At 62.4% G+C, this 22,309-nt stretch carries 18 protein-coding genes; 15 read left to right on the plus strand and 3 right to left on the minus strand.

What is annotated here, in order from left to right:
* Nucleotides 1-4: 4 nt before the first annotated feature.
* The gene (locus D0Z70_RS05585) at nucleotides 5-913 is read right to left on the minus strand and encodes an SDR family NAD(P)-dependent oxidoreductase (RefSeq protein ID WP_119744467.1); all 909 of its coding nucleotides are present in this window, start codon (nucleotides 911-913) and stop codon (nucleotides 5-7) included.
* A 143-nt stretch (nucleotides 914-1,056) separates the two neighbouring features.
* On the opposite strand from D0Z70_RS05585, the gene D0Z70_RS05590 reads away from it, so the two are divergent.
* The 3 genes from D0Z70_RS05590 (at nucleotide 1,057) to D0Z70_RS05600 (ending at nucleotide 3,818) form a co-directional block, all read left to right on the plus strand.
* Nucleotides 1,057-1,836 (plus strand): SDR family NAD(P)-dependent oxidoreductase, encoded by a 780-nt coding sequence (locus D0Z70_RS05590; RefSeq protein ID WP_119744468.1) that lies wholly within the window; start codon nucleotides 1,057-1,059, stop codon nucleotides 1,834-1,836.
* A gap of 130 nt (nucleotides 1,837-1,966) precedes the next feature.
* On the plus strand, nucleotides 1,967-2,863 hold the full coding sequence (locus D0Z70_RS05595) for a S1 family peptidase (protein WP_119744469.1): 897 nt from the start codon (nucleotides 1,967-1,969) through the stop codon (nucleotides 2,861-2,863).
* Between the two features lie 379 nt (nucleotides 2,864-3,242).
* Nucleotides 3,243-3,818, plus strand: a complete 576-nt coding sequence (locus D0Z70_RS05600; RefSeq protein ID WP_119744470.1) for a hypothetical protein — start codon at nucleotides 3,243-3,245, stop codon at nucleotides 3,816-3,818.
* Nucleotide 3,819: 1 nt separating this feature from the next.
* On the opposite strand, the gene D0Z70_RS05605 is transcribed toward D0Z70_RS05600, so the two are convergent.
* Entirely contained in the window at nucleotides 3,820-4,722 is a 903-nt protein-coding gene (locus tag D0Z70_RS05605; RefSeq protein WP_119744471.1) for an SDR family NAD(P)-dependent oxidoreductase, read from the minus strand.
* Nucleotides 4,723-4,856: 134 nt separating this feature from the next.
* On the opposite strand from D0Z70_RS05605, the gene D0Z70_RS05610 reads away from it, so the two are divergent.
* The 5 genes from D0Z70_RS05610 to D0Z70_RS05630 are packed head-to-tail and all read left to right on the plus strand — an operon-like array spanning nucleotide 4,857 to nucleotide 11,168.
* On the plus strand, nucleotides 4,857-6,272 hold the full coding sequence (locus tag D0Z70_RS05610; protein ID WP_119744472.1) for an MFS transporter: 1,416 nt from the start codon (nucleotides 4,857-4,859) through the stop codon (nucleotides 6,270-6,272).
* 44 nt (nucleotides 6,273-6,316) lie between these two features.
* A complete protein-coding gene (locus D0Z70_RS05615) occupies nucleotides 6,317-7,075 on the plus strand; it encodes a nuclear transport factor 2 family protein (RefSeq protein ID WP_119744473.1) in 759 nt (252 codons plus the stop codon).
* Between the two features lie 5 nt (nucleotides 7,076-7,080).
* Nucleotides 7,081-8,508 carry an NAD-dependent succinate-semialdehyde dehydrogenase gene (locus tag D0Z70_RS05620; protein ID WP_119744474.1) on the plus strand — a complete coding sequence of 476 codons (1,428 nt, stop codon included), beginning with the start codon at nucleotides 7,081-7,083 and terminating at the stop codon, nucleotides 8,506-8,508.
* 3 nt (nucleotides 8,509-8,511) lie between these two features.
* Nucleotides 8,512-9,567: an amidohydrolase family protein gene (locus D0Z70_RS05625; protein WP_119744475.1), complete on the plus strand. Its 1,056-nt coding sequence runs from the start codon at nucleotides 8,512-8,514 to the stop codon at nucleotides 9,565-9,567.
* Nucleotides 9,564-11,168 (plus strand): MFS transporter, encoded by a 1,605-nt coding sequence (locus D0Z70_RS05630; RefSeq protein ID WP_119744476.1) that lies wholly within the window; start codon nucleotides 9,564-9,566, stop codon nucleotides 11,166-11,168. Before D0Z70_RS05625 ends, D0Z70_RS05630 begins: the two co-directional genes overlap by 4 nt.
* A 132-nt stretch (nucleotides 11,169-11,300) precedes the next feature.
* On the opposite strand, the gene D0Z70_RS05635 is transcribed toward D0Z70_RS05630, so the two are convergent.
* Nucleotides 11,301-12,770 (minus strand): lignostilbene-alpha,beta-dioxygenase, encoded by a 1,470-nt coding sequence (locus D0Z70_RS05635; protein WP_119744477.1) that lies wholly within the window; start codon nucleotides 12,768-12,770, stop codon nucleotides 11,301-11,303.
* Between the two features lie 103 nt (nucleotides 12,771-12,873).
* Between D0Z70_RS05635 and D0Z70_RS05640 the strand changes: the two genes are divergently transcribed.
* The 7 genes from D0Z70_RS05640 to D0Z70_RS05670 all read left to right on the plus strand — a co-directional run bounded on the left by D0Z70_RS05640 (nucleotide 12,874) and on the right by D0Z70_RS05670 (nucleotide 22,278).
* The gene (locus D0Z70_RS05640) at nucleotides 12,874-13,341 is read left to right on the plus strand and encodes a Saro_0803 family transcriptional regulator (protein WP_119744478.1); all 468 of its coding nucleotides are present in this window, start codon (nucleotides 12,874-12,876) and stop codon (nucleotides 13,339-13,341) included.
* Nucleotides 13,342-13,613: 272 nt separating this feature from the next.
* Nucleotides 13,614-16,118 carry a TonB-dependent receptor gene (locus D0Z70_RS05645; RefSeq protein WP_239018819.1) on the plus strand — a complete coding sequence of 835 codons (2,505 nt, stop codon included), beginning with the start codon at nucleotides 13,614-13,616 and terminating at the stop codon, nucleotides 16,116-16,118.
* A 62-nt stretch (nucleotides 16,119-16,180) separates the two neighbouring features.
* Nucleotides 16,181-16,948: a glutathione S-transferase family protein gene (locus D0Z70_RS05650; protein ID WP_119744480.1), complete on the plus strand. Its 768-nt coding sequence runs from the start codon at nucleotides 16,181-16,183 to the stop codon at nucleotides 16,946-16,948.
* Entirely contained in the window at nucleotides 16,945-17,694 is a 750-nt protein-coding gene (locus D0Z70_RS05655; RefSeq protein ID WP_119744481.1) for a glutathione S-transferase family protein, read from the plus strand. Before D0Z70_RS05650 ends, D0Z70_RS05655 begins: the two co-directional genes overlap by 4 nt.
* A gap of 4 nt (nucleotides 17,695-17,698) precedes the next feature.
* On the plus strand, nucleotides 17,699-19,261 hold the full coding sequence (locus D0Z70_RS05660; RefSeq protein ID WP_119744482.1) for an AMP-binding protein: 1,563 nt from the start codon (nucleotides 17,699-17,701) through the stop codon (nucleotides 19,259-19,261).
* A gap of 64 nt (nucleotides 19,262-19,325) precedes the next feature.
* The gene (locus tag D0Z70_RS05665; protein ID WP_420820369.1) at nucleotides 19,326-21,416 is read left to right on the plus strand and encodes a PQQ-dependent dehydrogenase, methanol/ethanol family; all 2,091 of its coding nucleotides are present in this window, start codon (nucleotides 19,326-19,328) and stop codon (nucleotides 21,414-21,416) included.
* Complete coding sequence (locus tag D0Z70_RS05670) at nucleotides 21,406-22,278, plus strand: amidohydrolase family protein (RefSeq protein WP_119744484.1); 873 nt, start codon at nucleotides 21,406-21,408, stop codon at nucleotides 22,276-22,278. Before D0Z70_RS05665 ends, D0Z70_RS05670 begins: the two co-directional genes overlap by 11 nt.
* Nucleotides 22,279-22,309: the final 31 nt, after the last annotated feature.

The following is a 22,309-nucleotide window of genomic DNA, read 5'->3' on the forward strand; positions in this document are numbered from 1 at the left end:
ACCCTTATTTCCCCGCGACGGCGCGCCCGAAGCTGTAGCGGATATGATCGACATGGCCGTGCAGGCCAAACGTCACCGGATCGGCGCTGTCCATGATAGCGTCGATCCGGTTGTCGACATCCTCGATCGACCAGTCGGGCTGATAGACGCCCTGGCTTTCCGCGATAAAAACCCGCGCGACCCGCCCCGCGATGGATGCCAGCATCTGCCCGGTGATCGAACAGCTTTCATGCGCCAGCCAGCCGACGACTGGCGCGACCAGTTCCGGTCCCATCGGCGGATAGGCCGACACATCAATCCCCTCGGCCATGCGGGTCACAGCGCCCGGCACGATGATGTTGGAGCGGACGCCCTCGGCCTCCCCCTCCAGCGCCAATATAGTGTTGAGGCCGATCATGCCTGATTTGGACATGCCGTAATTGACGCAATTTTCGTTGCCGTAAATCCCGCCGATCGAAGAGGTCAGCACGATCCGGCCATAGCCAGCCTTGCACATGATCGGAAAGGCAGGCCGGGTGACGTGGAATGCGCCGCGCAGATGGACGTCGAGGACGGCGTCGAAATCCTCCTGGCTCAATTCCTTCATCGATCCGTAACGGACATTGCCCGCATTATGGATCAGCGTGTCGATGCGGCCATAATGGTCGAGCGCGCTCTCGATGATGGTACGGCCGCCTTCAGGTGTGGCGACCGATTCGGTGCAGGCGACCGCTTCGCCGCCCAGTGCCTTGATCTCCGCGACCACGTCCGCCGCCGGGCCATCGTCCCCGCCCTCGCCCCGGATCGCACCGCCCGGATCGTTGACGATCACCTTCGCGCCGCGCGCCGCCAGCAGCAGCGCATAGGCGCGGCCCAGCCCCCGGCCCGCGCCGGTGATGACCGCAACGCGATCGTCAAAACGATAGTCTGCCATGGCGATGCTCCTTGATATGACCCCGTGGGTGAACCGTCACCCGCGCCGGTTCAAGCCGACCCGGCAAGGCATCGCTCCAGCGGTTCGCGGCGGGCGCGGAAGGCGGATATGAAAGCGACAAGACAGGATAAAGGGAAAGAACGATGCAGGTTGCGATCATCACCGGGGCAGGCAGCGGCATTGGTCTGGCGACCGCCAAGATGCTGGCCGAGGCGGGCATGGCTATCGTCGGCGTGGGCCGGGACGCGGACAAGCTGGCGACGCTGGAACAAGTGATCGGCGATCCTGCGAAGATTGCGACACTGTCGGTCGATATCACTGCCGACGACGCCCCGGCGCAGATCGTCGCGCTGGCGCTTGAGCGTTTCGGCCGCATCGACTTTCTGGTCAACAATGCGGGCGCGGGCAGTCCCAAGCCGCTGCACGAGACGGACGATGAGACGCTCGACTATTTTCTGGGGCTGATGCTGCGCGCGCCGTTCCGGCTGTGCCGTGAAGTCATCGGCCATATGGGCGAAGGCTGCGGCATCGTGAATGTGAGTTCCACCTATGCGATGATCGGCGGGCGGCGTGGCGGCGCCTATTCGGCGGCCAAGGGCGGGCTTGGCGCACTGACCCAGCATATCGCCTGCGACTATGGCCCGCGCGGTATCCGCGCCAATTGCGTCGCGCCCGGCGTGACCATGACCGACATGGTGCGGCACCGGTTTGAGGATGAGATGTTCAAGCGGGTGAATGTCGAGACGACTCCCTTTCCCCGGCTGGGCGAGGTAGAGGATATTGCCAGCACGATCGCCTTCCTCTGTTCGCCAGGCGCGGGGTTCATCAACGGGCAGACGATCGTGGTCGATGGCGGCTGGACCACCACCAAATATCTCTCGCCCCGCGCGCTGACCACCACATGGGTAGAGCCTGACGCCTGAACCGGAGATTTTGGCGTTGTTATATTTGGCGTACCCAAGCGCGCTTGGGGATATTAGGTGAGTAGCACTTCCGAGTCATTGTTGGAGTTTCCCGGAAGTTTGGTGCCGATCAGATTTCCGAGGTCACTGCATGCCTGATATTAGCGCGTCACTTGAATTGCTTGGAGCAACATTCTTCCTCTACCACTGTAGAGAAGATGCGATAAAAGGGACCAAGTACGGAGGCTCTGGCGTCATTATTGGCGCTCCGCTAAATTCTCGTCCCGATCTTGCCCTTCGGTATGCTGTTAGCAATTGGCATGTGGTTTGCAAGGATGGAGCATCTGTTATCCGACTTAGCTTACCTGACGGTAGAATTCATATTGTGGACACAGATCCGTCAGAATGGACATTCCTTCCAGGGCAACAGGACTTAGCCGCAATCCCCCTCCAACTCCCAAAAGATATGTCTCCTGCGTGGGTTTCTACATCTCAATTTGTTGATGGTGAAACGTCAGATGCGCATGTTGGTGATGACGTTTTTATGGTCGGTCGTTTTGTTGATTTCGATGGTATCGAGACCAATAAGCCAGCAACCCGCTTTGGAACTATCAGTTTAATGGATGCTCCTATTACGCAACAAACTGGGTATCGAGGGAATTCTATAGTTGCTGACATGCATAGTAGAACTGGGTTTTCTGGAAGCCCTGTTTATGTTTATCGTCCGGGGACGACAAGGGTGCTGCCGTTTTCGATTCCAAACCCATCTATAGATATAGGAAAAATAGATGTCGCAAAAGTAACACGCCGCAAGTGGGGCGTAGGCAATAATGTGGTAGTCAGACTGCTAGGAATTCACTGGGGTCAATTCCCTGAACTTTGGGAGATTAAGATGGGTTTGTCTGCTACAGCATCGCAAGAGCACGCTTTGGTTACAGAGGGTGCTTATGTAAGAGGCCTTAGTGGGATGACATGCATAATTCCTGCTTGTGATATTATAAACCTACTGAATCATCCAGAACTAAAGAGCGTTCGAGATAATTTGTAAATATCCGGATTATTAAATAGCGTACCAGCGCCTCAACGTAAGCGTAGGCCGCTTCTTCGTTATCGAAGTGCGTGGCGGCAAGGGCGGACGAGATAGTATTTTGCTCCTGATCGAGCCTATGTCGCAGTTTTGCGTGGATACGCCAAGTATAATAACGCTTTTCTACAATCCTGCCTTGCCAGAATCGCGGGAAGCCTTTGACGTCATGACGCGATTCTTCTCGCAGCATCTGAAGTTGAAGCGCTGATACACCGCGGCGCCCTCCGGTAAAGGCTCCCCCGTGACACTTTACCGGAGGGCAAAGTGTCACGGGCGACAAAGTGCGACTCGGCGGAAATAAGGGATTCACAAGGCGGGCCGACTATGCTTGATTCACCTTATGTTTCATGCGCCCGTTTCTTCCCGCATTCCCGGCGGCAGCGATTTGTCGTTGCTGCTCGACCAATTGTCGCATTGCTGCTCCCGCCCCCGCTACGCCTTCATGCTGCTGACGCTGATCGCCGACGTCGCCAGGCCTGACGGCAGCGCGGGACCGATGGTGCGGGTGGGCAAGGCGCTGGTTCCGTTGCGCGACTGGCTGTGCGACGCGCTGACGCCGATGGGGCATCGCGATCCCCGGCGCATGGCACTGGTGGAGCGGGTGCGCGAGGAGTTGCGCAAGGAGGAGCGGCTGACCGGGGACGCGGCGGCGGATGAGGCGCTGGTGCAGGATGAGGTGCGGACGCGGGTGCGGGCGTCGGGCAAAACGAACCTCAGCCGGGCAGCGTCCGAGCTGGTGAAGGCCGGACTGCTCAAGCGCCATTATCAGGGCTATCGCGTCGATCATCTCAATCGCGGGGCGCAGCGGCAGGCGGTCTATACACTGACCGGACGGGCGCGCGTGCTGGTCGGCGCGCCGCGCCAGACTGCGACGCCGCCAGCCCGGCCGCGACAGGGTGATTTGTTCGCCGCGTAAGCTACGCCCGCTCGCGCGCGGCCTGTCGCGCCTTGGCGTAACTCGCCCGCCGCATCTTCTCGAACCCGACGCGCTGGTCGTGACCTGCATCGGCCGGATAAGGGCGGAAGTCGGCGAGAATCTCGTCAAACACGGTCCGCAACTCATCCTCAAATTCGGGGTGCGGGAAGATGTGGAAGCGGTTTTCCTGCATCGCGTCCAATGTGCGCGCGGCGATCACGTCCGGCTCCATGCCAAATTCGTGGATCTGCGCCAGTCGCGCCACGGCAGTGCTGTCCACCGGCTTTGCGTTATCGCTCAGCGTCGCCGGGCGCACTTCGTCGCTGGCGTAGATGTGGCTTTTGACCAGACCGGGGCATAGCACGGACACGCCGATATTGTGCGGGGCCAGGCTGTAGCGCAGCGATTCGCTCATGCCCCGGACCGCGAATTTGGTGGTGTTGTAGATGCCCGGTGCGCCGCCGCACAGGAAGCTGGCCATTGATGCGGTGTTGACGATATAGCCGCCCAGCCCCGTCGCCTTGATGCGGGGGGCAAAGGTCATGACGCCGTTGATGACGCCATGGAGGTTGACCCCCATCACCCAGTCCCAATCGTCATAGCTGGACTCATCGATCGTCTGGAACAGGTTGATCCCGGCATTGTTGAACAACAGGCTGACCGGGCCGAGCGCCCGCTCCGCCTCCTCCGCCGCATCGGCAAAGCCACCGCGCGACGCGACGTCGAGCGGGATGCCGATCACATGCTGGTTGTCGAGCGTCCTGAGCGCCGCTTCGATCGCATCCTCGCGAATATCGGCGATCGCGACTTTCGCGCCCCGCGCCAGCAGGGCGCGGGTCAGCCCCAGGCCGATGCCATTGGCACCCCCGGTTACAAAGGCGGTTCGCCCGTCAAAGTTCAGCATCGCTCTCTCCCTCATCCATATTTCTAACGGTCGTGAATTTTTACTCTCGCCATATTCGTATAGTTCACTTACAAATTCGCCAAGCCGAAATATCGCCCCGGCAACAGGGGCAGGCGAGGAAGAGGAGAAGGCTTGTGGCCCTGGCACCAGCGCCGATCGCGACCGAGAGTCGGTGGGTGGACCAAGTGCGCCCGGCCACGGATGTTGCTGCCCCCTCCTACTCCATGACAGCGGCCTATTGGGCCTTGTTCGTCATCATCCTGGCGACCTTTGTGACCTTTTTCGAACAGGTCGTGTTCGCGATGCTGGCGGAACGGATCAAGGCGGATTTCGGCCTGTCCGATTCGCAGCTTGGCTTTCTGGCGGGACCGGCCAGCATCATCTGCTATCTGTTCGTGGGCATCCCGCTGGCGCGGCTGGCCGATATTTTTCCGCGCAAATTCGTGCTGGCGGGCGGGGTCGCGGCGATCGGCGTCATCACCGCGCTGGGCGGCATTGCGCAGAGCTTCACACAATTTGTCGGCACGCGGGTGTTCCTGGCGGCAGGCGGATCGGCCCATGCGCCTGCATCCTATTCGCTGCTGGCCGACGCATTCCCACCGCGCATCCTGACCCGCGCCTTTGCTTTGCTGCAATTCGGATTCATCGGCGGCACCACGCTGGGGCCTGTCATCGGCGGTATGCTGATTGGCGTGGCGGCGGGATGGGCGCCGACCGTCCATGGCGGGCTTACAATATTGGGCTGGCAATGGCTGATGATCTGGCTGAGCCTGCCCGCGCTGCTGGTCGCTTTGCTGTTCCTGACCGTCAAGGAACCGCCGCGTCAGGCCGTGTCGCCCGATAGCATCACGCCGCCCGACCGCGCGCCGCTGGGTCGCCGCATCCTGACGTTCACCGGGCTGGACGCGGCCAAGGCGATCCACGCCAAGCGGCGGGTCTATTATCCTTTGTTCGCGGGACTGGCATTGAGCGCGATCGAGGTATTCGGCCTGCAATTCTGGCGCGTGCCGTTCATGATCCGCACCTATGGCTGGAACGAAGCGGAAATCGGCGCGGTCATGGGATCGATGACATTGGTCGCCTCGCTGCTCGGCCTGCTGCTGGGCGGGGTGTTCGTCGAATGGCTGGCCAAGCGCCATGCCGACGCCAATGTGCGGGCTGCCGCGATCTTCTTTGGCTGTGTCACCATCTGCGCCATCCTCGCGCCGCTGATGCCCAATGGCTACGCCTCGCTGGCGGTGTCGAGCGTCGGCGCGATGTTCGGCATGGCCGGTGCCGTGCCGCAAAATGCCGCCATCCAGCGCGTCGCCCCCAACGCCATGCGCGGTCAGGTGACAGCGATCTACCTGTTCATGTTCACCTTCTTCGGCGCGATGGGCAGTTTCCTGGTCGGGCTGGTGCAGGACTATCTGGTCGGTGACCCGACCCAGTTGTGGAAGGCGCTGGTGATGACCGCCAGCGTGCTGCTGCCCATCGCCACGCTCTGCATGGTCCGCGCCATCCGTCCCTATCGCGAAGAGGTGGAACGGATCGCTGCCCAGGCTGCCTGACAGGTAGAATTTATGTAAGTATCCTATACAATAGGGAGAGTGGAATGTCTGACACGGATCGTATCGCCAAACTCGAACAGAGCGTCGCCAGCCTGTCCAGCCGCCTGCAACGGCGCGAGGATGAGCTGGACGTGCGCAAGCTGCAATATCTCTACGGCTATCTGATCGACAAATGCCTCTATAAGGAAACGGTCGATCTGTTCACCGACGATGGCGAAGTACGCTTCTTCGGCGGCATCTGGCGCGGCAAGGAGGGGATACGTCGCCTCTATGTCGATCGGTTCCAGAAGCGCTTTACCCATGGCACCAACGGGCCGATCGACGGCTTCCTCCTCGATCATCCGCAGTTGCAGGATATTGTCGATATTGCCGACGATGGCGTCACCGCCCATGCCCGCGCCCGGTCGATGATGCAGGCGGGGCGGCACAAGGATCATTGCGACCCGTCCAACCCGATGCTGGGGCCGCGCCAATGGTGGGAAGGCGGCATCTATGAAAACACCTACAGGAAGGTGGATGGCATCTGGCGCATCGCGATCCTGAACTATCTGCCGCAATGGCACGCCGATTTCGACACCGGCTGGGCCAATACCAGGCCGGAATATGTCCCCTTCCCCAAGCAAGTCTATCCCGCCGACCCGACCGGTCCCGACGCGCTGATCGAGGATGCCTGGTTGTGGCCGACGCACAAGGTCGTGCCCTTCCATATGAAGCATCCGGTGACTGGCGAAGAGATCGTTGCGGAACGCTGGCAGGGCGATATCGACCGTGAACGCGCTGCCCGCGAAGCTGTGAGCGTCTGACCCTCATGACCTATCCAGACCTCTATCTGATGATCGATGGCCAGCGCGTCGCGGGGGGAGGGCGGCGCACCCACAGCGTCGTCAACCCCGCCACGGGCGAGACGTTGGCCGAATTGCCGCTGGCCGACGCGGCGGATCTGGACGCTGCACTGGCGGCGGCGCAACGCGGCTTCCTGCGTTGGCGCGAGTCCACACCGCAGGAGCGCGCGGCGGTGTTGCAGGGCGCGGCCCGGCTGATGGTCGAGCGGCAGGAGCAACTTGCCCGCATCGCCACGCTGGAACAGGGCAAGACGCTGGCCGAAGCGCGCATAGAAGTGATGATGAATGTCGGCCTGTTCAATTTCTATGCGGGCGAGACGTTCCGCCTCTATGGCCGCGCGCTGGTGCGTCCGGCGGGCCAGCGATCGACGGTGACGAAGGAGCCGGTCGGCCCGGTCGCCGCCTTTGCGCCATGGAATTTTCCGCTGGGCAATCCGGGACGCAAGCTGGGCGCGCCGATCGCGGCGGGATGCTCGGTGATCCTGAAGGCGGCGGAAGAAACCCCGGCGTCCGCACTCGGCATCTTGCAATGCCTGATCGACGCGGGCCTGCCGGGCGATGTGGCGCAGGCGATATTCGGCGTGCCGGACGAAGTGTCGCGGCATCTCCTCTCCTCCCCCATCATCCGCAAGATGAGCTTCACCGGTTCCACCAGCGTGGGCAAGCATCTGGCCAAGCTGGCGGCGGAGGATTGCAAGCGCACGACGATGGAGCTGGGCGGCCATGGCCCGGTGCTGATCTTCAACGATGCCGATCTCAACCGCGCGCTCGATACGGTGGTGGCGGGCAAATATCGCAATGCCGGGCAAGTCTGCGTGTCGCCGACCCGGTTCATCGTGGAATCGGGCGTTTATGACCGCTTCCTGACAGGCTTTGTCGAGCGGGTGGAGAATATTGTCGTCGGTGATGGTCTGGTCGATGGCAGCGTCATGGGGCCAATGGCCAATGCCCGGCGGCTCGACGCGATGGACCGGTTGATCGGTGACGCGGTGGAGAAAGGCGCCCGTCTCGAAATCGGCGGCGCGCGGATCGGCAATGCGGGCTATTTCTACGCGCCCACTGTACTGTCCGGCACCCCGCTGACCGCAGCGATCATGAATGAAGAGCCGTTCGGACCGGTAGCGCTGATCAACAGCTTCGCTGACGAAGCTGCGATGATTACTGAGGCCAATCGCCTGCCTTATGGGCTGGCCGCCTATGCCTGGACCAGCGACGCCGCGCGCCAGCGCCGGGTCGCGCGCGCGATCGAGGCGGGGATGGTGGGGATCAACACCGCGATGATCGGCGGGTCGGACTCGCCCTTTGGCGGGGTCAAATGGTCGGGCCATGGCGCGGAGGACGGGCCGGAAGGCATTGATGCCTGCCTCGTCACCAAAGCCATCCACGAAGGATAAGCCATGACGCACGCATTGAACATTGGCGGAGACCGAGGCTACCTCCGCATCGCGACCGAGGAAGCCTTTGCCACGCGAGAGCAGATCGACGCCTATCTGCGCATGGTGCGTGATGGCAGTGCGGATCGAGGGATGGTGTCGCTCTGGGGCTTTTACGGCCAGTCGCCATCGCCCCGCGCGACGCAGATTATCGACCGGTTGCTGGACCTTGGTGAGCGGCGGCTGGCGGATATGGACGCGACCGGCATCGACGTCGCCATCCTCTCGCTGACCTCGCCCGGCGTGCAGCCACTGCTGGACATGGCCGAGGCCAAGGCGATGGTGGCGCGCGCCAATGATCATCTCGCCGACCGCTGCGCCGCCCACCCGACGCGCTTCGTCGGCATGACCTCCATCGCCCCGCAAGACCCCGACTGGTCCGCCGCCGAAATCCGGCGCGGGGCGCGCGATCTCGGCTTCAAGGGCGTGATGGTGAACAGCCATACCCAGGGCGAATATCTCGACGATCCCAAATTCGATCCGATTTTCCGCGCTCTGGCCGACACCGGCCAGCCGCTCTACATCCACCCCTCGACCCCGCCCGACGCAATGATCGGGCCGATGCTCGACGCGGGGCTGGACGGCGCGATCTTCGGCTTTGGCGTGGAGACGGGGATGCACCTGCTGCGCCTCATCACCATCGGCATTTTCGACCGCTATCCCGACCTCCAGATCGTCGTCGGCCATATGGGGGAGGCGCTGCCCTACTGGCTCTATCGGCTGGATTATATGCATCAGGCCGGCGTGCGGTCGCAGCGCTATGAACGGATGAAACCGCTCAACAAGACGATCCACGACTATATGCGCAGCAATGTCAGCGTCACGACCAGTGGCATGGCGTGGGAACCCGCGATCCAGTTTGCGCAAAAAGTGCTGGGGGAGGATCGGGTGCTGTACGCGATGGACTATCCCTATCAATATGTGCCGGACGAGGTGCGCGCCCATGACCTGCTCGACATATCCGACACGGCCAAGCGCAAGCTGATGCAGACCAACGCCCAGCGCCTGTTCGCCCTGTGAGCATCATCGTGCCACCACGCAGGACGGCCTATTATGCGCTGGCGCTGGTGGCGGCGACCAATATGGTCAGCCTGCTCGATCGCAATATCCTCGCCATCCTGGCCCCCGCGATCAAGGCGGACCTGCATATCGGCGACGCGGAGATGGGGCTGCTCTACGGCACGGTGTTCGCGCTTTTTTACGCGCTTTTCTCGCTGCCTCTGGGGCGGCTGGCCGATGGCTGGATCCGCACGCGGTTGCTGGCGACCAGCATCAGTTTCTGGTCGATCGCGACCGCCGGGGCCGCCTTTGCCGGGGGCTTCTTCACCCTGATGCTTTCGCGCCTGTGCGTGGGCATTGGGGAGGCAGCAGCCCAGCCGGCGGGTACGAGCCTGGCCTATGATTATTTCCCGCAGCAGCGGCGCGGCCTCGTCATGGCGGTCATTGCGGCGGCCATCGCCATGGGTCTTGGCGGATCGCTGATCATCGGCGGGGTTGCAGCGCAATGGTGGAGTGCGCGCTATGCTGGGGGGAACGCACCGCTGGGACTGGCGGGCTGGCAATTCGCCTTCGCCGTCGCTGCTGCGCCCGGTTTCATCATCGCCATGCTGATGGCGCGGCTCAAGGAGCCGCAGCGCGGCGCGATCGACGGCATCGCCACCCCGCCCGATCCCTACCCCTTCCGCGCCAGCTTCGCGGTGTTGGCGGCGGTCACGCCGGGCGTCCATTGGCTGAGCCTACGGCAGGCGCGCGCCAGCGGCAGGGAATGGACGCTGAATGTCGGCTTGCTGGCGCTGATCATACTCGCTTCACTTGGCGCGATGCATGGGGCGCAGATAGTGTCGCCGCGCCCGCCCTTGCTGCTCGGCGGATTTTCGGTCAGCCCGCATGTCGTCCAGTGGAGCGTCATCGGCTTTGGCGCTTTCGTCATCGCCAACCTGCTGCAAAATCTCAAACGGCGCGATCCGGTGGCCTTCGCCGTCATCACCGGCAAGCCCTCGCTGCTGCTCTGCATCGCCGCGGGCGCGCTGCAATGTGTAATCAATTACGGCGTGATGGGCTTTACCCCATCCTTCCTGATGAAGGCCTATGGCCTGTCGCCAGCGGTGACGGGGATGCAGTTCGGTCTGCTCTCGGCGGGTCTGGGCATCATCGGCCCGATGATCGCCGGTCCCCTGTCCGACCGCATCGGCGCGCATCGCCTGTCGCGCCGGGTGTGGGTGGCACTGTTCGCCATGGGGGTGTCGCCATTCGTCGCGCTTTGGGTCTATCGCGCCCCGGATGCAGCCGATTTCTACCTGCGCTTCACCCTGTACAGCCTGATCCTGACGATGTGGATGCCGCCCATCTATGCGTTGATGTTCGAACAGGTGTTGCCGCGGATGCGGGGACTGACCGTCAGCCTCTATGTCGTCGTCTCGACCATCTTCGGCCTGGGGACAGGTCCCTATGTCGTGGGCATGATCAGCGATGCGCGCGGGGGCGATCTGGGCGGGGCGATCCTGGCGATCAACTGGGTCGCGCCGGTGATCGTCATCTTGCTGCTGATCATCCTGTTCCGGGTCGAGCGCGACCATGCCAGCCTGCTCCCCCGCGCCCGTGCGGCGGGGGAGCCGGTCTGAAGGTCTAAGACCCGCACCGGCCCTCACCCCCACCCGACCTCCCAATCAGGATACACTCTGTGGGAGGTCGGGTGGGGGTGAGGGCCGGTGCGGTAACCGAAATGCGCTCTTTCGCGCATTTCGAGAAAGCCCCTAAGCCGCCAGTCCGATCTGGTCGGCGTTTGCCCAATTGCCATGCAGGCCAAAGCGCAGGCGGATCGGCACGCGGACCTGCGCTATCGGTCCCTTGGCGATGTCGGTCGCATCGAACAGCAACAGGTCGGACCGATGGTCGGCCAGCCGGTTGCAGACCATGACGATCCAGCCGTCCCCCTCCGGCGCGTCGGCCGATCGCGGAATGAAGCAGGGTTCCTGGAGGGACGAGACCGGCCCGCACCACCATTTTTGCTCCTGGCCCGTCGCATGATCGACCATGCCCAGCGTGTTCATGATCATGCCGCCCGCGCTACCGCCCTTCAGCTCAACCGGCTGGGTGGGATCGATTACCAGCATCCAGCCATAGCGATAGGGCAGCCCGGTGAAGCGATCATCGATGCGCGGAAATTCACCCATCATGCCGGTCAGCCGCCGGGTGCCTGCAAAATCATCGCCATTGGAGGCCATGTCGACCGTCCATCGGGTCAGGAAACTCGCCGCCTCCTGCGGGTTGAACGGCGCGCCATGGATGTCGGGGAAGAAGGGGAACATATTATTCTTGGCTTCAGGCGTGTCGAAATGGATTTTCGTCCCCTCCTGAAAGGCGTTCATGACATGGCTGGCAAAGCAATTGTCGCGCTTGAACCAGCGTATGTCGGCAGCGGTCGCATCGGCCCGGCGCGGCAGGACGCCCAGGTAAACGGGCAGCGTCGTGTCGAAACCGAAATGCGGCAAGCCCTGCTCCAGCCGTTCCCAACTGGACGTGCTGGGAACGACATGGAACAGCGCATAATCGGGCGTGATCGCGAAATCATGCATCATCGCATAATAGGGCAGCTCGAACCAAAGCTCCTGTTTCAGCGTCCCGTCGGCTGACACGACATAATAGGTCATGTCGCGCGTCAGCACCCCCCTGGCCGCATAGCCGAAGGCGATCATATCCCCTGTCGCCGGGTCGATCTTGGGGTGGGCGGTAAAGGTCTGGCCCGTCATCGCGCCACCAAAACGGGTATAGCCGTCCGTCTCCAGCGTCGCCGGGTTCATCGCCAGCGCAGGACTGTCCTCCTTCAGCGCATAGAGTTTGCCGCCATGGATGAAGGCGGTGGTGTTGGCGGTGCCACGGATCTGGCCCTTGACGGACTCGTCGTCGGTCAGCGGGTTGCGATAGGCGCCGAACAGCCCGCGCCCCGCCTCATGCTCCAGCTTCCATTTGTCGGTTTTCGCCCAGCGCTGGCGGAAATCGACCCGGCCGTCATGGAAGCGGAACATGGTGATCATGCCATCGCCGTTGAAAGCGATGTCGTCGCCCAGCCGTGGCGGAAATTGCGGGTCGGGCTGTACCCGGTAGAAGGCGCCGTCCAGTTCGGGCGGCACCGCGCCGACAATGTCCAGATCGGCAATGTCCGCCTCGATCCGTGACGGCGTGTTGAATCCGGTGAAGGAGGGCGTTTCGGGGAAATGCGCCACGGTTGATCCTCTGCTTATGATTGTTGGCCATATTGTATGTAACCCACACATATTTTCAAGCCGCAGGATTGACGCTCAGCCCTTTAGTCTCCACACTGTTACTATGAATACCATGGACAATGATCTCGATCCGCTCACCCTGTTTCCCGATCCGCGCCTCAGCGGCATTGACGGGCTGGTCGGTTTCCACATTCGGCTGGCAAGTGCGGCGGTCTATCAGCATTTTACCGAGACATTCAGCGACCTTGGCCTGACCCAGAAGCAGGTCGCGGTGCTGTGGCTGATCGAGGATCAGCCCGCTATCGCACAGGCCGACATCGGCCGTCGGCTGAAGATGGACCGGGCCAGCGTGATGGCGATCGTCAACCGGATGCAGGATCGCGGTTTCCTGAAACGCGGCGAATCCACGCAGGATCGCCGGCGCCAGACGCTCAGCCTGACCGACGCGGGGCGCGAGTCGCTGGCGGCGGCGCGCACTTGCATTGCCGAGCATGAAAATTGGCTCAAGGCCCGGTTCAGTCCGGCCGAAACCGCGATGTTGGTGGAACTGCTGCGCCGCGTCTATGTCTGACCGGTAAAAAGGCAGAAGCACGGCTTTTCAAACAGTTGTCGATGGGCCTGTTTTGAACCTGTTACTGTCAATACCACCAATATAAATAACAGCATTATTTGCTCTCTCGTAATATTGCCAAATATTGCGTCAGATAGTCGTTGCGGGGTCACGGAGGCTCTTGCAACGCAGAAAATTGTATGCCTTACTAACAATCGACGCACGGCAGCGTCATTGGCGGGTCACGTCCGGGCAGGACGGATCTCAAGCCGGTTTAGGAGAGGGGATTTCCCATGCAGTACGCGCTTCGTACCACGATGACGCACGCCCTGTTGGCGTCGGCGTCCATCCTCGCAATCACCACGCCAGCATCGGCGCAGTCATCTGCACCACCGCAGACGGCACCACAGGCCGCCGAGCAGGAAACGCTGTCGCCGGGCATGGTCGCTGACATCGTCGTCACCGCCCAGTTCCGCGAACAGCGGTTACAGGACACGCCCATTTCCATTACCGCGGTCAGCGCGGCGGAGCTGGAAGCCAAGAGCCAGGTCAATCTGGCCCAGGTCGCCGACGCGGCCCCCAACGTCTCTCTCAAGCCCATGGGCGCGTCCTTTGGCCCGTCCATTTCCGCCAGCATCCGTGGCGTTGGCCAGAATGATTTTAACCCCGCCTATGAACCGGGGGTCGGCATCTATATTGACGACGTCTATTATCCCCAACTGACAGGCGCAGTGTTTGAGCTGCTCGATCTCGACCGGGTCGAGATTTTGCGCGGCCCGCAGGGGACGCTGGCGGGGCGCAATGCTGAAGGCGGCGCGATCAAGCTCTATTCCAAGCGGCCATCGGGCGACGGCGGCGGCTTTGTCGAGCTGAGCTACGGTATTCGCGACCGCATTGGCATCCGCGCCGCCGCCGACTTCAAGATTGCCGATACGCTCTCTGCGCGCATTTCTGGTGTCGCTCGGCAACAGGACGGCTTTGTCGATCGTGTCGACTATGGCTGCGCCAATCCGGGCAGCGGCATCGCAGCAACCCAGCCTGCGGGCAAATGCACCATCAGCAAGCTGGGCGGCGTGGGCTATCAGGCGATCCGTGGCATTGTCTTTTGGGAGCCGAGCGACAAGCTGGATGTTACCGTGATCGGCGACTATACGCGCGACGAACATACGATGGCGGGCGAAGTGATATTGGAGACCAGCACGGTCAATTCCCCCAATACCAATCCCGCACCAGGCGTACCCTATGACAATCGCTTCATCTGCGGGCGCTATTGCAACTATAGCGGCACAGGCCAGCCCGCGGGCGTGTGGGTGCCGCCGATCCCCGTCGATCCGCTGGGTGCAGCCGGTACGCCGCTGGCATCGACCGCCGGCAACGACCGCAGCCTGTACAAGGGCTGGGGCGTATCGGGCCAGATCAACTACAAGCTCAACGACAATGTCGCGCTATCCTCGATCACCGGCTATCGCGCCTTTGAAACATTGTTCGATTCCGACGAAGATTTGTCGCCAGCCAATCTCGGATTTGGACGCAACTATCTGGAAAATTGGAGCTTCAGCCAGGAAGTCCGGCTCAATGCGTCGCTGGGTGATACGATCAACGCGACGATCGGCGGCTATTATTTCAAGCAGAAGTCGACCTATGACTCGCTGCAGGACATTCGCTACGTCCCGGTATTCCCGCTGCAATTCCGCCAGCCCGATCCGACCAGGGCCGACGCCAAGGCGGTGTTCGCGCATCTGTCATGGAAACCGATGGAGCGCATGACACTGAGCGGTGGCCTGCGCTATACTGATGAATCGAAGGATCAGACCTATTATCGGTTGAACTTCGACGGCACCGTTAACCGCTTTCTCGATCCGGTCGGCACCATTTATGGGATCGGCTATGCCGGGCCGGACACGCTCGATTATAATTTCAACGGCAACACCACTGAAACCGTCACCGCCCTGTCGGGTCTGACCGCCAAATATCGCGCCAAGCGGCTCGATTACCGCATCGCGGTGGATTATCGCCTGTCAGACTCGCTGCTGGTCTATGCGTCCGTTTCGACCGGCTTCAAGGGTGGCGGCAGCAACCCGCGCCCGTTCAATTCCAATCAGGTGATCCCGTTCAAACCGGAAAAGCTCCAGGCCTATGAGATTGGCTTAAAGAGCGACCTGCTCAATCGCCGCCTGCGCTTCAACGCCGCTGCCTTCATCAACGATTATACCGACATCCAGATCCCGGTGCTGACCTGTCCCGATGCGCCCTGCGCCGCCCGCTTCAATGCAGGCGACGCGCAGGTCAAGGGGTTCGAGGCGGAACTGACCGCCTATCCGGTCGATGGCCTGGCGATCGACGCATCGGTCAGCTATCTGGACTTCAAATATAAGGCGGGCAGCCTCAGCCCGGCGGCGGCCTATCCCACCAATCCGGGCGGCGTGTCGGCCGACGATCCGCCAGTCTCGCCCCCCTGGAAGTTCAGCCTTGGCGCGCAGTATAAGATCGATCTCGACAGCGCAGGCAGCCTGACCCCTCGTTTCGACGTCACCTATGAGGACAGGAAATATGCCGGGCCATCGGTGGTAGGAACCGAGCGTATCCTGAACTTCGTGCCCGCCTATACGCTCGCCAATGCGCGACTGACCTGGGCGAATGCCGACAACGACCTCGATATATCGCTCGAAGTCACCAACCTGTTCGACAAATATTATTTCCTGTCGGTGTTCGACCTGCGTGGCGCAGGGGCGGGCGTGCGCAAGGGGCGCCCTGGCAACCCGCGCGAATGGGCGATCTCGGTCAAAAAGAAATTCTAATCCCCGCCTGGCCGGGCGGCCTCGCGCCGCCCGGTCCTCTGGACCACGGAGACAGTATCGGCATGACCGACGTTACCCTCTATCATTGGGAACCCAACGCCAATTCGGGCAAGCCGATGCTGGCGCTGTTTGAGAAGGGCGTGGCGTTCGACAGCCATTATCTCGACCTGTTGAATTTCGACCAGCACAAGCCCGATTATCTCGCGGTCAACCCGCTCGGCACCATTCCCGCCATGACCCATGGGCAGTATGTGCTGACCGAATCCACCGCGATCATGGAATATGTCGATGAGGCGTTCGACGGCCCGCGCCTGATGCCCGCCGACCCGGTGGACCAATGGCGCACGCGCTGGTGGATGAAGTTCCTTGATCAGTGGCTCGCCCCCAGCTTCTCGATGATAGGATGGAGCGTGTTCGTCGGCCCTTCGGTGCGGCAGAAAGACCCCGTTGAACTGGAAGCGGCGATCGACCGCATCCCGATGCCCGAACGGCGCGTTGCCTGGCGCAAGGCGATCAACGGCGCTTTTTCGGCGGAGGAGATGGCGGAATCCCAGCGTCGCGTGGCGCTTGGCATTACCTATCTGGAGCAGGCACTGGGCCAGCGTGAATGGCTGGCGGCGGACAGCTATGGACTTGCCGACATAAACGGCTTCAACCTCGCCTATGCCATGCCGCTGTCGCAGCCGCAGCTGTGCAATGACAGCCTGACCCCCAACATCATGCGCTGGCTGCGCGCCATTTATGCGCGCCCCGCGACCCGCGCCTGCTGGGCGCTGGGCCGCACCGACCTCGCCCGCCGCATCTCCCTGCTCGAAGGCGAACCGGCATGACGACCATTCTTTACCATGGCCAGCCCAATGGCCCGTCCTTCACCGTGCTGGCCGCGGCATTCGAGAAGGATGTCGATCTGGACTTGCGCGCGATTGATCTGGTCGCGGGCGAACGTCATTCGACCGCCCTGCCCCACCCGCTTGAAGTCGACCAGTCGATCGAGGGCGAAGGACCGGTGCTGGTGGTCGATGGCGTCGCCATGACCGACAGCGTGTTTCTGGCCTGCTATCTCGATGAAGTGGGCAGCGGCCCGGCACTGCGCCCTGCCGATCCCTATGCCCGCTGGCAGATGATGGCCTGGTGCCGTTATGTGATCGAGCGTGTTGCCCCTGCCGTTGCCTGCCTGGGCGTGGCCTCCGCACCTCCCGCTGCCGTCCCCGCCGGAATAGTGAGCGCGGACCTGGAGGGACGCTGGCGTGACGCAGTGGCGGGTCGCGCAGACGACGCGCAATTGACCGACAGCCGCGCGAAGATCGGGCAGGCGGTCGAGAAGATCGAAACGCAACTGGCGGACGGGCGGGACTGGCTGATGGGGAATTTTTCGATCGCCGATCTGGAAAGCTACGCCTGGCTGGCGGGGATGCGGGGCATCGTGCCGAGTGCCTTTGCCGCCTCGCCGTTGACCGACGCCTGGGAAGCCCGTTTGCGCGCCCGCCCGGCGGTGGCGCGGGCGCTCGGCCTTGCCACCGTAGCGCATCCCGAAGCGATCTGGGCGCCCGGCCCGGAGATTAACCGCTGGGGCTGAGATAATGCGTGCGATCGACTATTTCGACCGGGGCCATGGCATCGCCCTCGACCATATCTGCCTGATCGACGCGGCCAGCGGCGAAAGGTTGAGCTTTGCGGAGGTCAGCAAGCTGACCCGGCGGATCGCCGTTGCGCTCTATGCCGCGGGTTTTCGCAATCAGGAACCGGTCGCGCTCTACGGTCCCAACAGCGCCGCGATGATGGTTGCCCTGCTCGCCATATGGCGCGCCAATGGCCAGTGGGTGCCGGTCAACACCCGCAACGCGATCGACGCGAACGCCGCCTATCTCGACTATGTCGGCTGTAGCTGGCTCTTCTATCATAGCAGCCAGTCGGCCGACGTGATGCAACTCAAAGCGCGCGTTCCCGCCCTGACGCGGTTCATCTGCCTCGATCGGGCGCAGGATGGCGACCCCTCGCTTGACCAGTTCATCGCCGGGGCCGATGGTGAAGCCCTGCCCGACCTGTCCGACCCGTTCGGTCGGCCCGACGATGTCGTGGGCCTCTTCCCCACCGGCGGCACCACCGGCCCGTCCAAGGGGGTGGTCGTCACCAATAGCGGTTGGGGTACGATGATCGAGACGGTGGCGCAGGCGGTCGATGGCCGCACCGACGCGCCCGTGTCGCTGGTGGTCGCGCCGATCACCCATGCCGCCGGGCCAGTCGCGCTGGCGACGCTGTCGCTGGGCGCGACCCAGATCATTCTGCCCGGCTTCGACGCTGCCGCCGTGCTGGATGCAATCGCCACGCACCGTGTCACCCATGTCTATATGCCGCCCACAGCGCTTTACGGCCTGCTTGATGCGCCGCAACTGGCGGCGGCGGACACCTCATCGCTCGAAATCTTCCTGCTCGTCGGCTCCCCTGTTTCCCCGGAAAAACTGCGCCGCGCAGTGGAACTGTTCGGCCCGTGCCTCTGCCAGGCCTATGGGCAGGTCGAAGCGCCGATGATCGTCACCTGGCTTTCGCCCGAAGTCGTGGCGGCGGCGGCGGCAGGCGACCGCCCCGAACGGCTCGCCAGCTGCGGCCTGCCGACCCGATCGGTCATGGTCGGCATCATGGACGATGATGGCCATTTGCTGCCCGATGGCGAGGCAGGCGAACTGGTGGTGCGCGGCGCGCTGGTATCGCGCGAATATCATGCGCTGCCGCAGGAAACGGCGGACATCCGCACCTTCGGCTGGCACCACACCGGCGACATTGCCCGTCGTGACGCCGATGGCTTTCTCTACATCGTCGATCGCAAGAAGGACATGGTCGTGTCTGGCGGATTCAATGTGTTCACCGCCGAGGTGGAGGCCGCGATCACCGAACTGGCGGCGGTACGCGAATGTGCCGTCATCGGCATTCCCGACGCCAAATGGGGCGAGGCGGTCCATGCCATTGTCGTGGCCGACGAAATCGATGAAGCTGCCATCATCGCCCATGCCAAGGCCCGGCTGGGCGGGGTGAAAGCGCCCAAAAGCATCGCCTTCGTCCCCGCCATCCCCCGAACGGCGGCGGGCAAGATGGACAAGAAAGCCCTGCGCGCGGCCCATTGGTCGGGCGAACGGATGGTCAACTAAGCGACGGATGACAACATCCGCGAGAACAAAGGACGGGATGAGGATGCGGGTTGCACTCTGGGCAATGACGATGGGCAGTTTGGCGCTGGCCGCCTGTAGCCAGGGCAATGGCGCAACGGGCGTCGGTGGCGTCGATGCAGCGCGGATCATTGCCGCCGCACCGGCGCAATGGCTCTCGACAGGGCGCACCTATGACGAGCAGCGTTTCAGCCCGCTGACTGCGATCAATCAGGATACGATCGGCAGGCTCGGCCTCGACTGGTTCGCGGATCTCGACACCAATCGCGGGCAGGAGGCGACGCCTTTGTTCATCGACGGCATCCTCTATGTCTCGACCGCGTGGAGCATGGTGAAGGCCTATGACGCACGCACCGGCAAGCTGCTCTGGTCGTTCGACCCGGCAGTGCCGCGCGAAACATTGGTCAAGGCCTGCTGCGACGCAGTCAATCGCGGCGTGGCGGCATGGGGCGACAAGGTCTTCGTCGGCACGCTCGACGGGCGGCTGATCGCCATCGACCGCAAGACGGGCAAGGCGACGTGGAGCGTCGTCACCCTCGACCAGAGCAAGAATTACACCATCACCGGCGCGCCACGGGTCGTGAACGGCATGGTCATCATCGGCAATGGCGGCGCGGAGTTCGGCGCGCGCGGCTATGTCGCCGCCTATGATGCGGACACGGGCAAGGAGCGCTGGCGTTTCTACACTGTCCCGGCGCAACCCGGCACCGAGCAAGAACCGGACTATCTGAAGAAGGCCGCCGCCACCTGGCATGGCGAATGGTGGAAGCAGGGCGGCGGCGGCACGGTGTGGGATGCGATGGCCTATGACCCAGAACTGGACCTGCTCTATATCGGCGTCGGCAACGGATCGCCCTGGAATCAGGCCTATCGGTCGGAGGGCAAGGGCGACAATCTCTATCTGTCGTCCATCGTCGCGGTCCATGCGAAAACCGGTGCCTATGCCTGGCATTATCAGACGACGCCCGGCGACAGCTGGGACTTTACCGCCACCCAGCATATCATGCTGGCCGATCTCGACATGGGCGGTGCCAGGCGCAAGGTGCTGATGCAGGCACCCAAGAACGGCTTTTTCTACATGCTCGACCGGACCAACGGAAAGCTGTTGTCGGCCAAAAATTTCGTGCCGGTCAATTGGGCCAGCGGCATCGACATGACGACCGGGCGGCCGATCGAAAACCCTGAGGCGCGCTATTACAAGACCGGCAAGCCCTTCATCGGCTCCCCCGGCGCGACCGGCGCGCATAGCTGGCACCCAATGGCGTTCGATCCCAAAACCTCGCTGGTGTTCATCCCGGCCAATCTCGCCGCCTTCCCTTATATTCCCGAAAAGGGGTGGAAGGCGAACAGGCTGGGCTTCAACGTCGGCGTCGATATCGCTGCCGCCGCCATGCCAGCCGACAAGGCGGTGCGCGACGCGGCGATGAAGGCGACCACCGGCGCACTCATCGCCTGGGACCCGATTGCGCAGAAGGAACGCTGGCGCGTGTCCTATACAGGACCATGGAATGGCGGGCTGCTCGCGACCGGCGGCGATCTGGTGTTTCAGGGGACGGCCTCCGGGGACTTCAACGCCTATGCGACGAAGGACGGGCGCAAGCTCTGGTCCTTCCCGGCGCAGACCGGCATCGTCGCGGCTCCCATCAGCTATGAACTGGATGGGCAGCAATATGTTGCGGTGATGGCCGGCTGGGGCGGGGTCTGGGCGCTGGCACCCGGCATCCTGTCTGACAAGAGCGGGCCGAGCCGCAATATCTCCCGCCTGCTGGTGTTCCGGCTGGATGGCAAGGCGGCCCTGCCCCCCGCCCCGCCACTGGCGACAATGCCGCTCGATCCCCCGCCCTCTACCGCCAGCGCAGCCACGATCGCGGCAGGCGGCGCGCGCTTTGGCCGCTATTGCAGCACCTGCCATGGCGACGCGGCGGTGGGCGGGAGCCTTGTCCCCGACCTGCGCCATAGCGGCACGCTGAACGACGCCGACATGTGGAAGCAGGTCGTCCATGACGGCGCGCTCAAGGATAATGGCATGGTCAGCTTCGCGTCGATCTTTACCGCGGCAGAAATTGACGACATTCGCGCCTATGTCATCCACCGCGCCAACGAAGATAAAGTATTGGAAAACGCCCATGCCGATTGATCCGTCCAAAATCCTGGCCATCGACGTGCATGTTCATGCCGAAGTGTCCTGCCATGACCCGGAAGACCCGGTGATGGCCAAATTTTTCGACGCGGCGTCGGCCTATTTCAAGGCGGATCGCAAGCGCCCGACCATCCCTGAAACCATCGCTTATTATCGCGCGCAGAATATCGCTTTCTGCCTGTTCACCGTCGATTGTGAGAGCGGCATCGGGGCCAAGCGGATCAGCAATTATGAAGTGGCAGACATTGCGGCGGAACATGACGACATCGTCATCCCCTTCGCCTCTATCGACCCGCGCAAGGGCAAGTTCGGCGCGCGGGAGGCGCGCGATCTGGTCGAAAATCATGGGGTCAGGGGCTTCAAATTCCATGGCATCATGCAGGATTGCCACCCGGCTGACCGGGTCGCCTATCCCATCTATGAAGTCATCGCGGAATATAAATTACCCGCCATCTTCCACACCGGCCATTCGGGCATGGGAACGGGGATGAAGGGCGGCGGCGGCGTGCGCCTGAAATATGGCCAGCCCATATTGGTGGATGATGTTGCGGTCGATTTCCCCGACATGAAAATCATCCTGGCCCATCCCAGCTGGCCATGGACCGACGAAAGCCTGTCGATGGCGCTGCACAAGGACAATATATTCATGGACCTTTCGGGCTGGTCGCCCAAATATTTTCCTAAGCAGGTGATCCAATACGCAAATACGCAACTCAAACATAAGATGCTGTTCGGGTCGGACTGGCCGCTCATTCGCCCGGAAAAATGGATCGACGCCGCGCGTGAAGCGGGTTTTCGGGAAGAGGTGCTGCCGCTGATCATGAAGGATAATGCGGTCAGGCTGCTGGGGCTGGGCTGAACTGCAAATCCCCGATGGCTGGATTGTTACA

Origin of the sequence: Sphingobium terrigena (assembly GCF_003591655.1) — a bacterium.
Lineage (GTDB): Bacteria > Pseudomonadota > Alphaproteobacteria > Sphingomonadales > Sphingomonadaceae > Sphingobium > Sphingobium terrigena.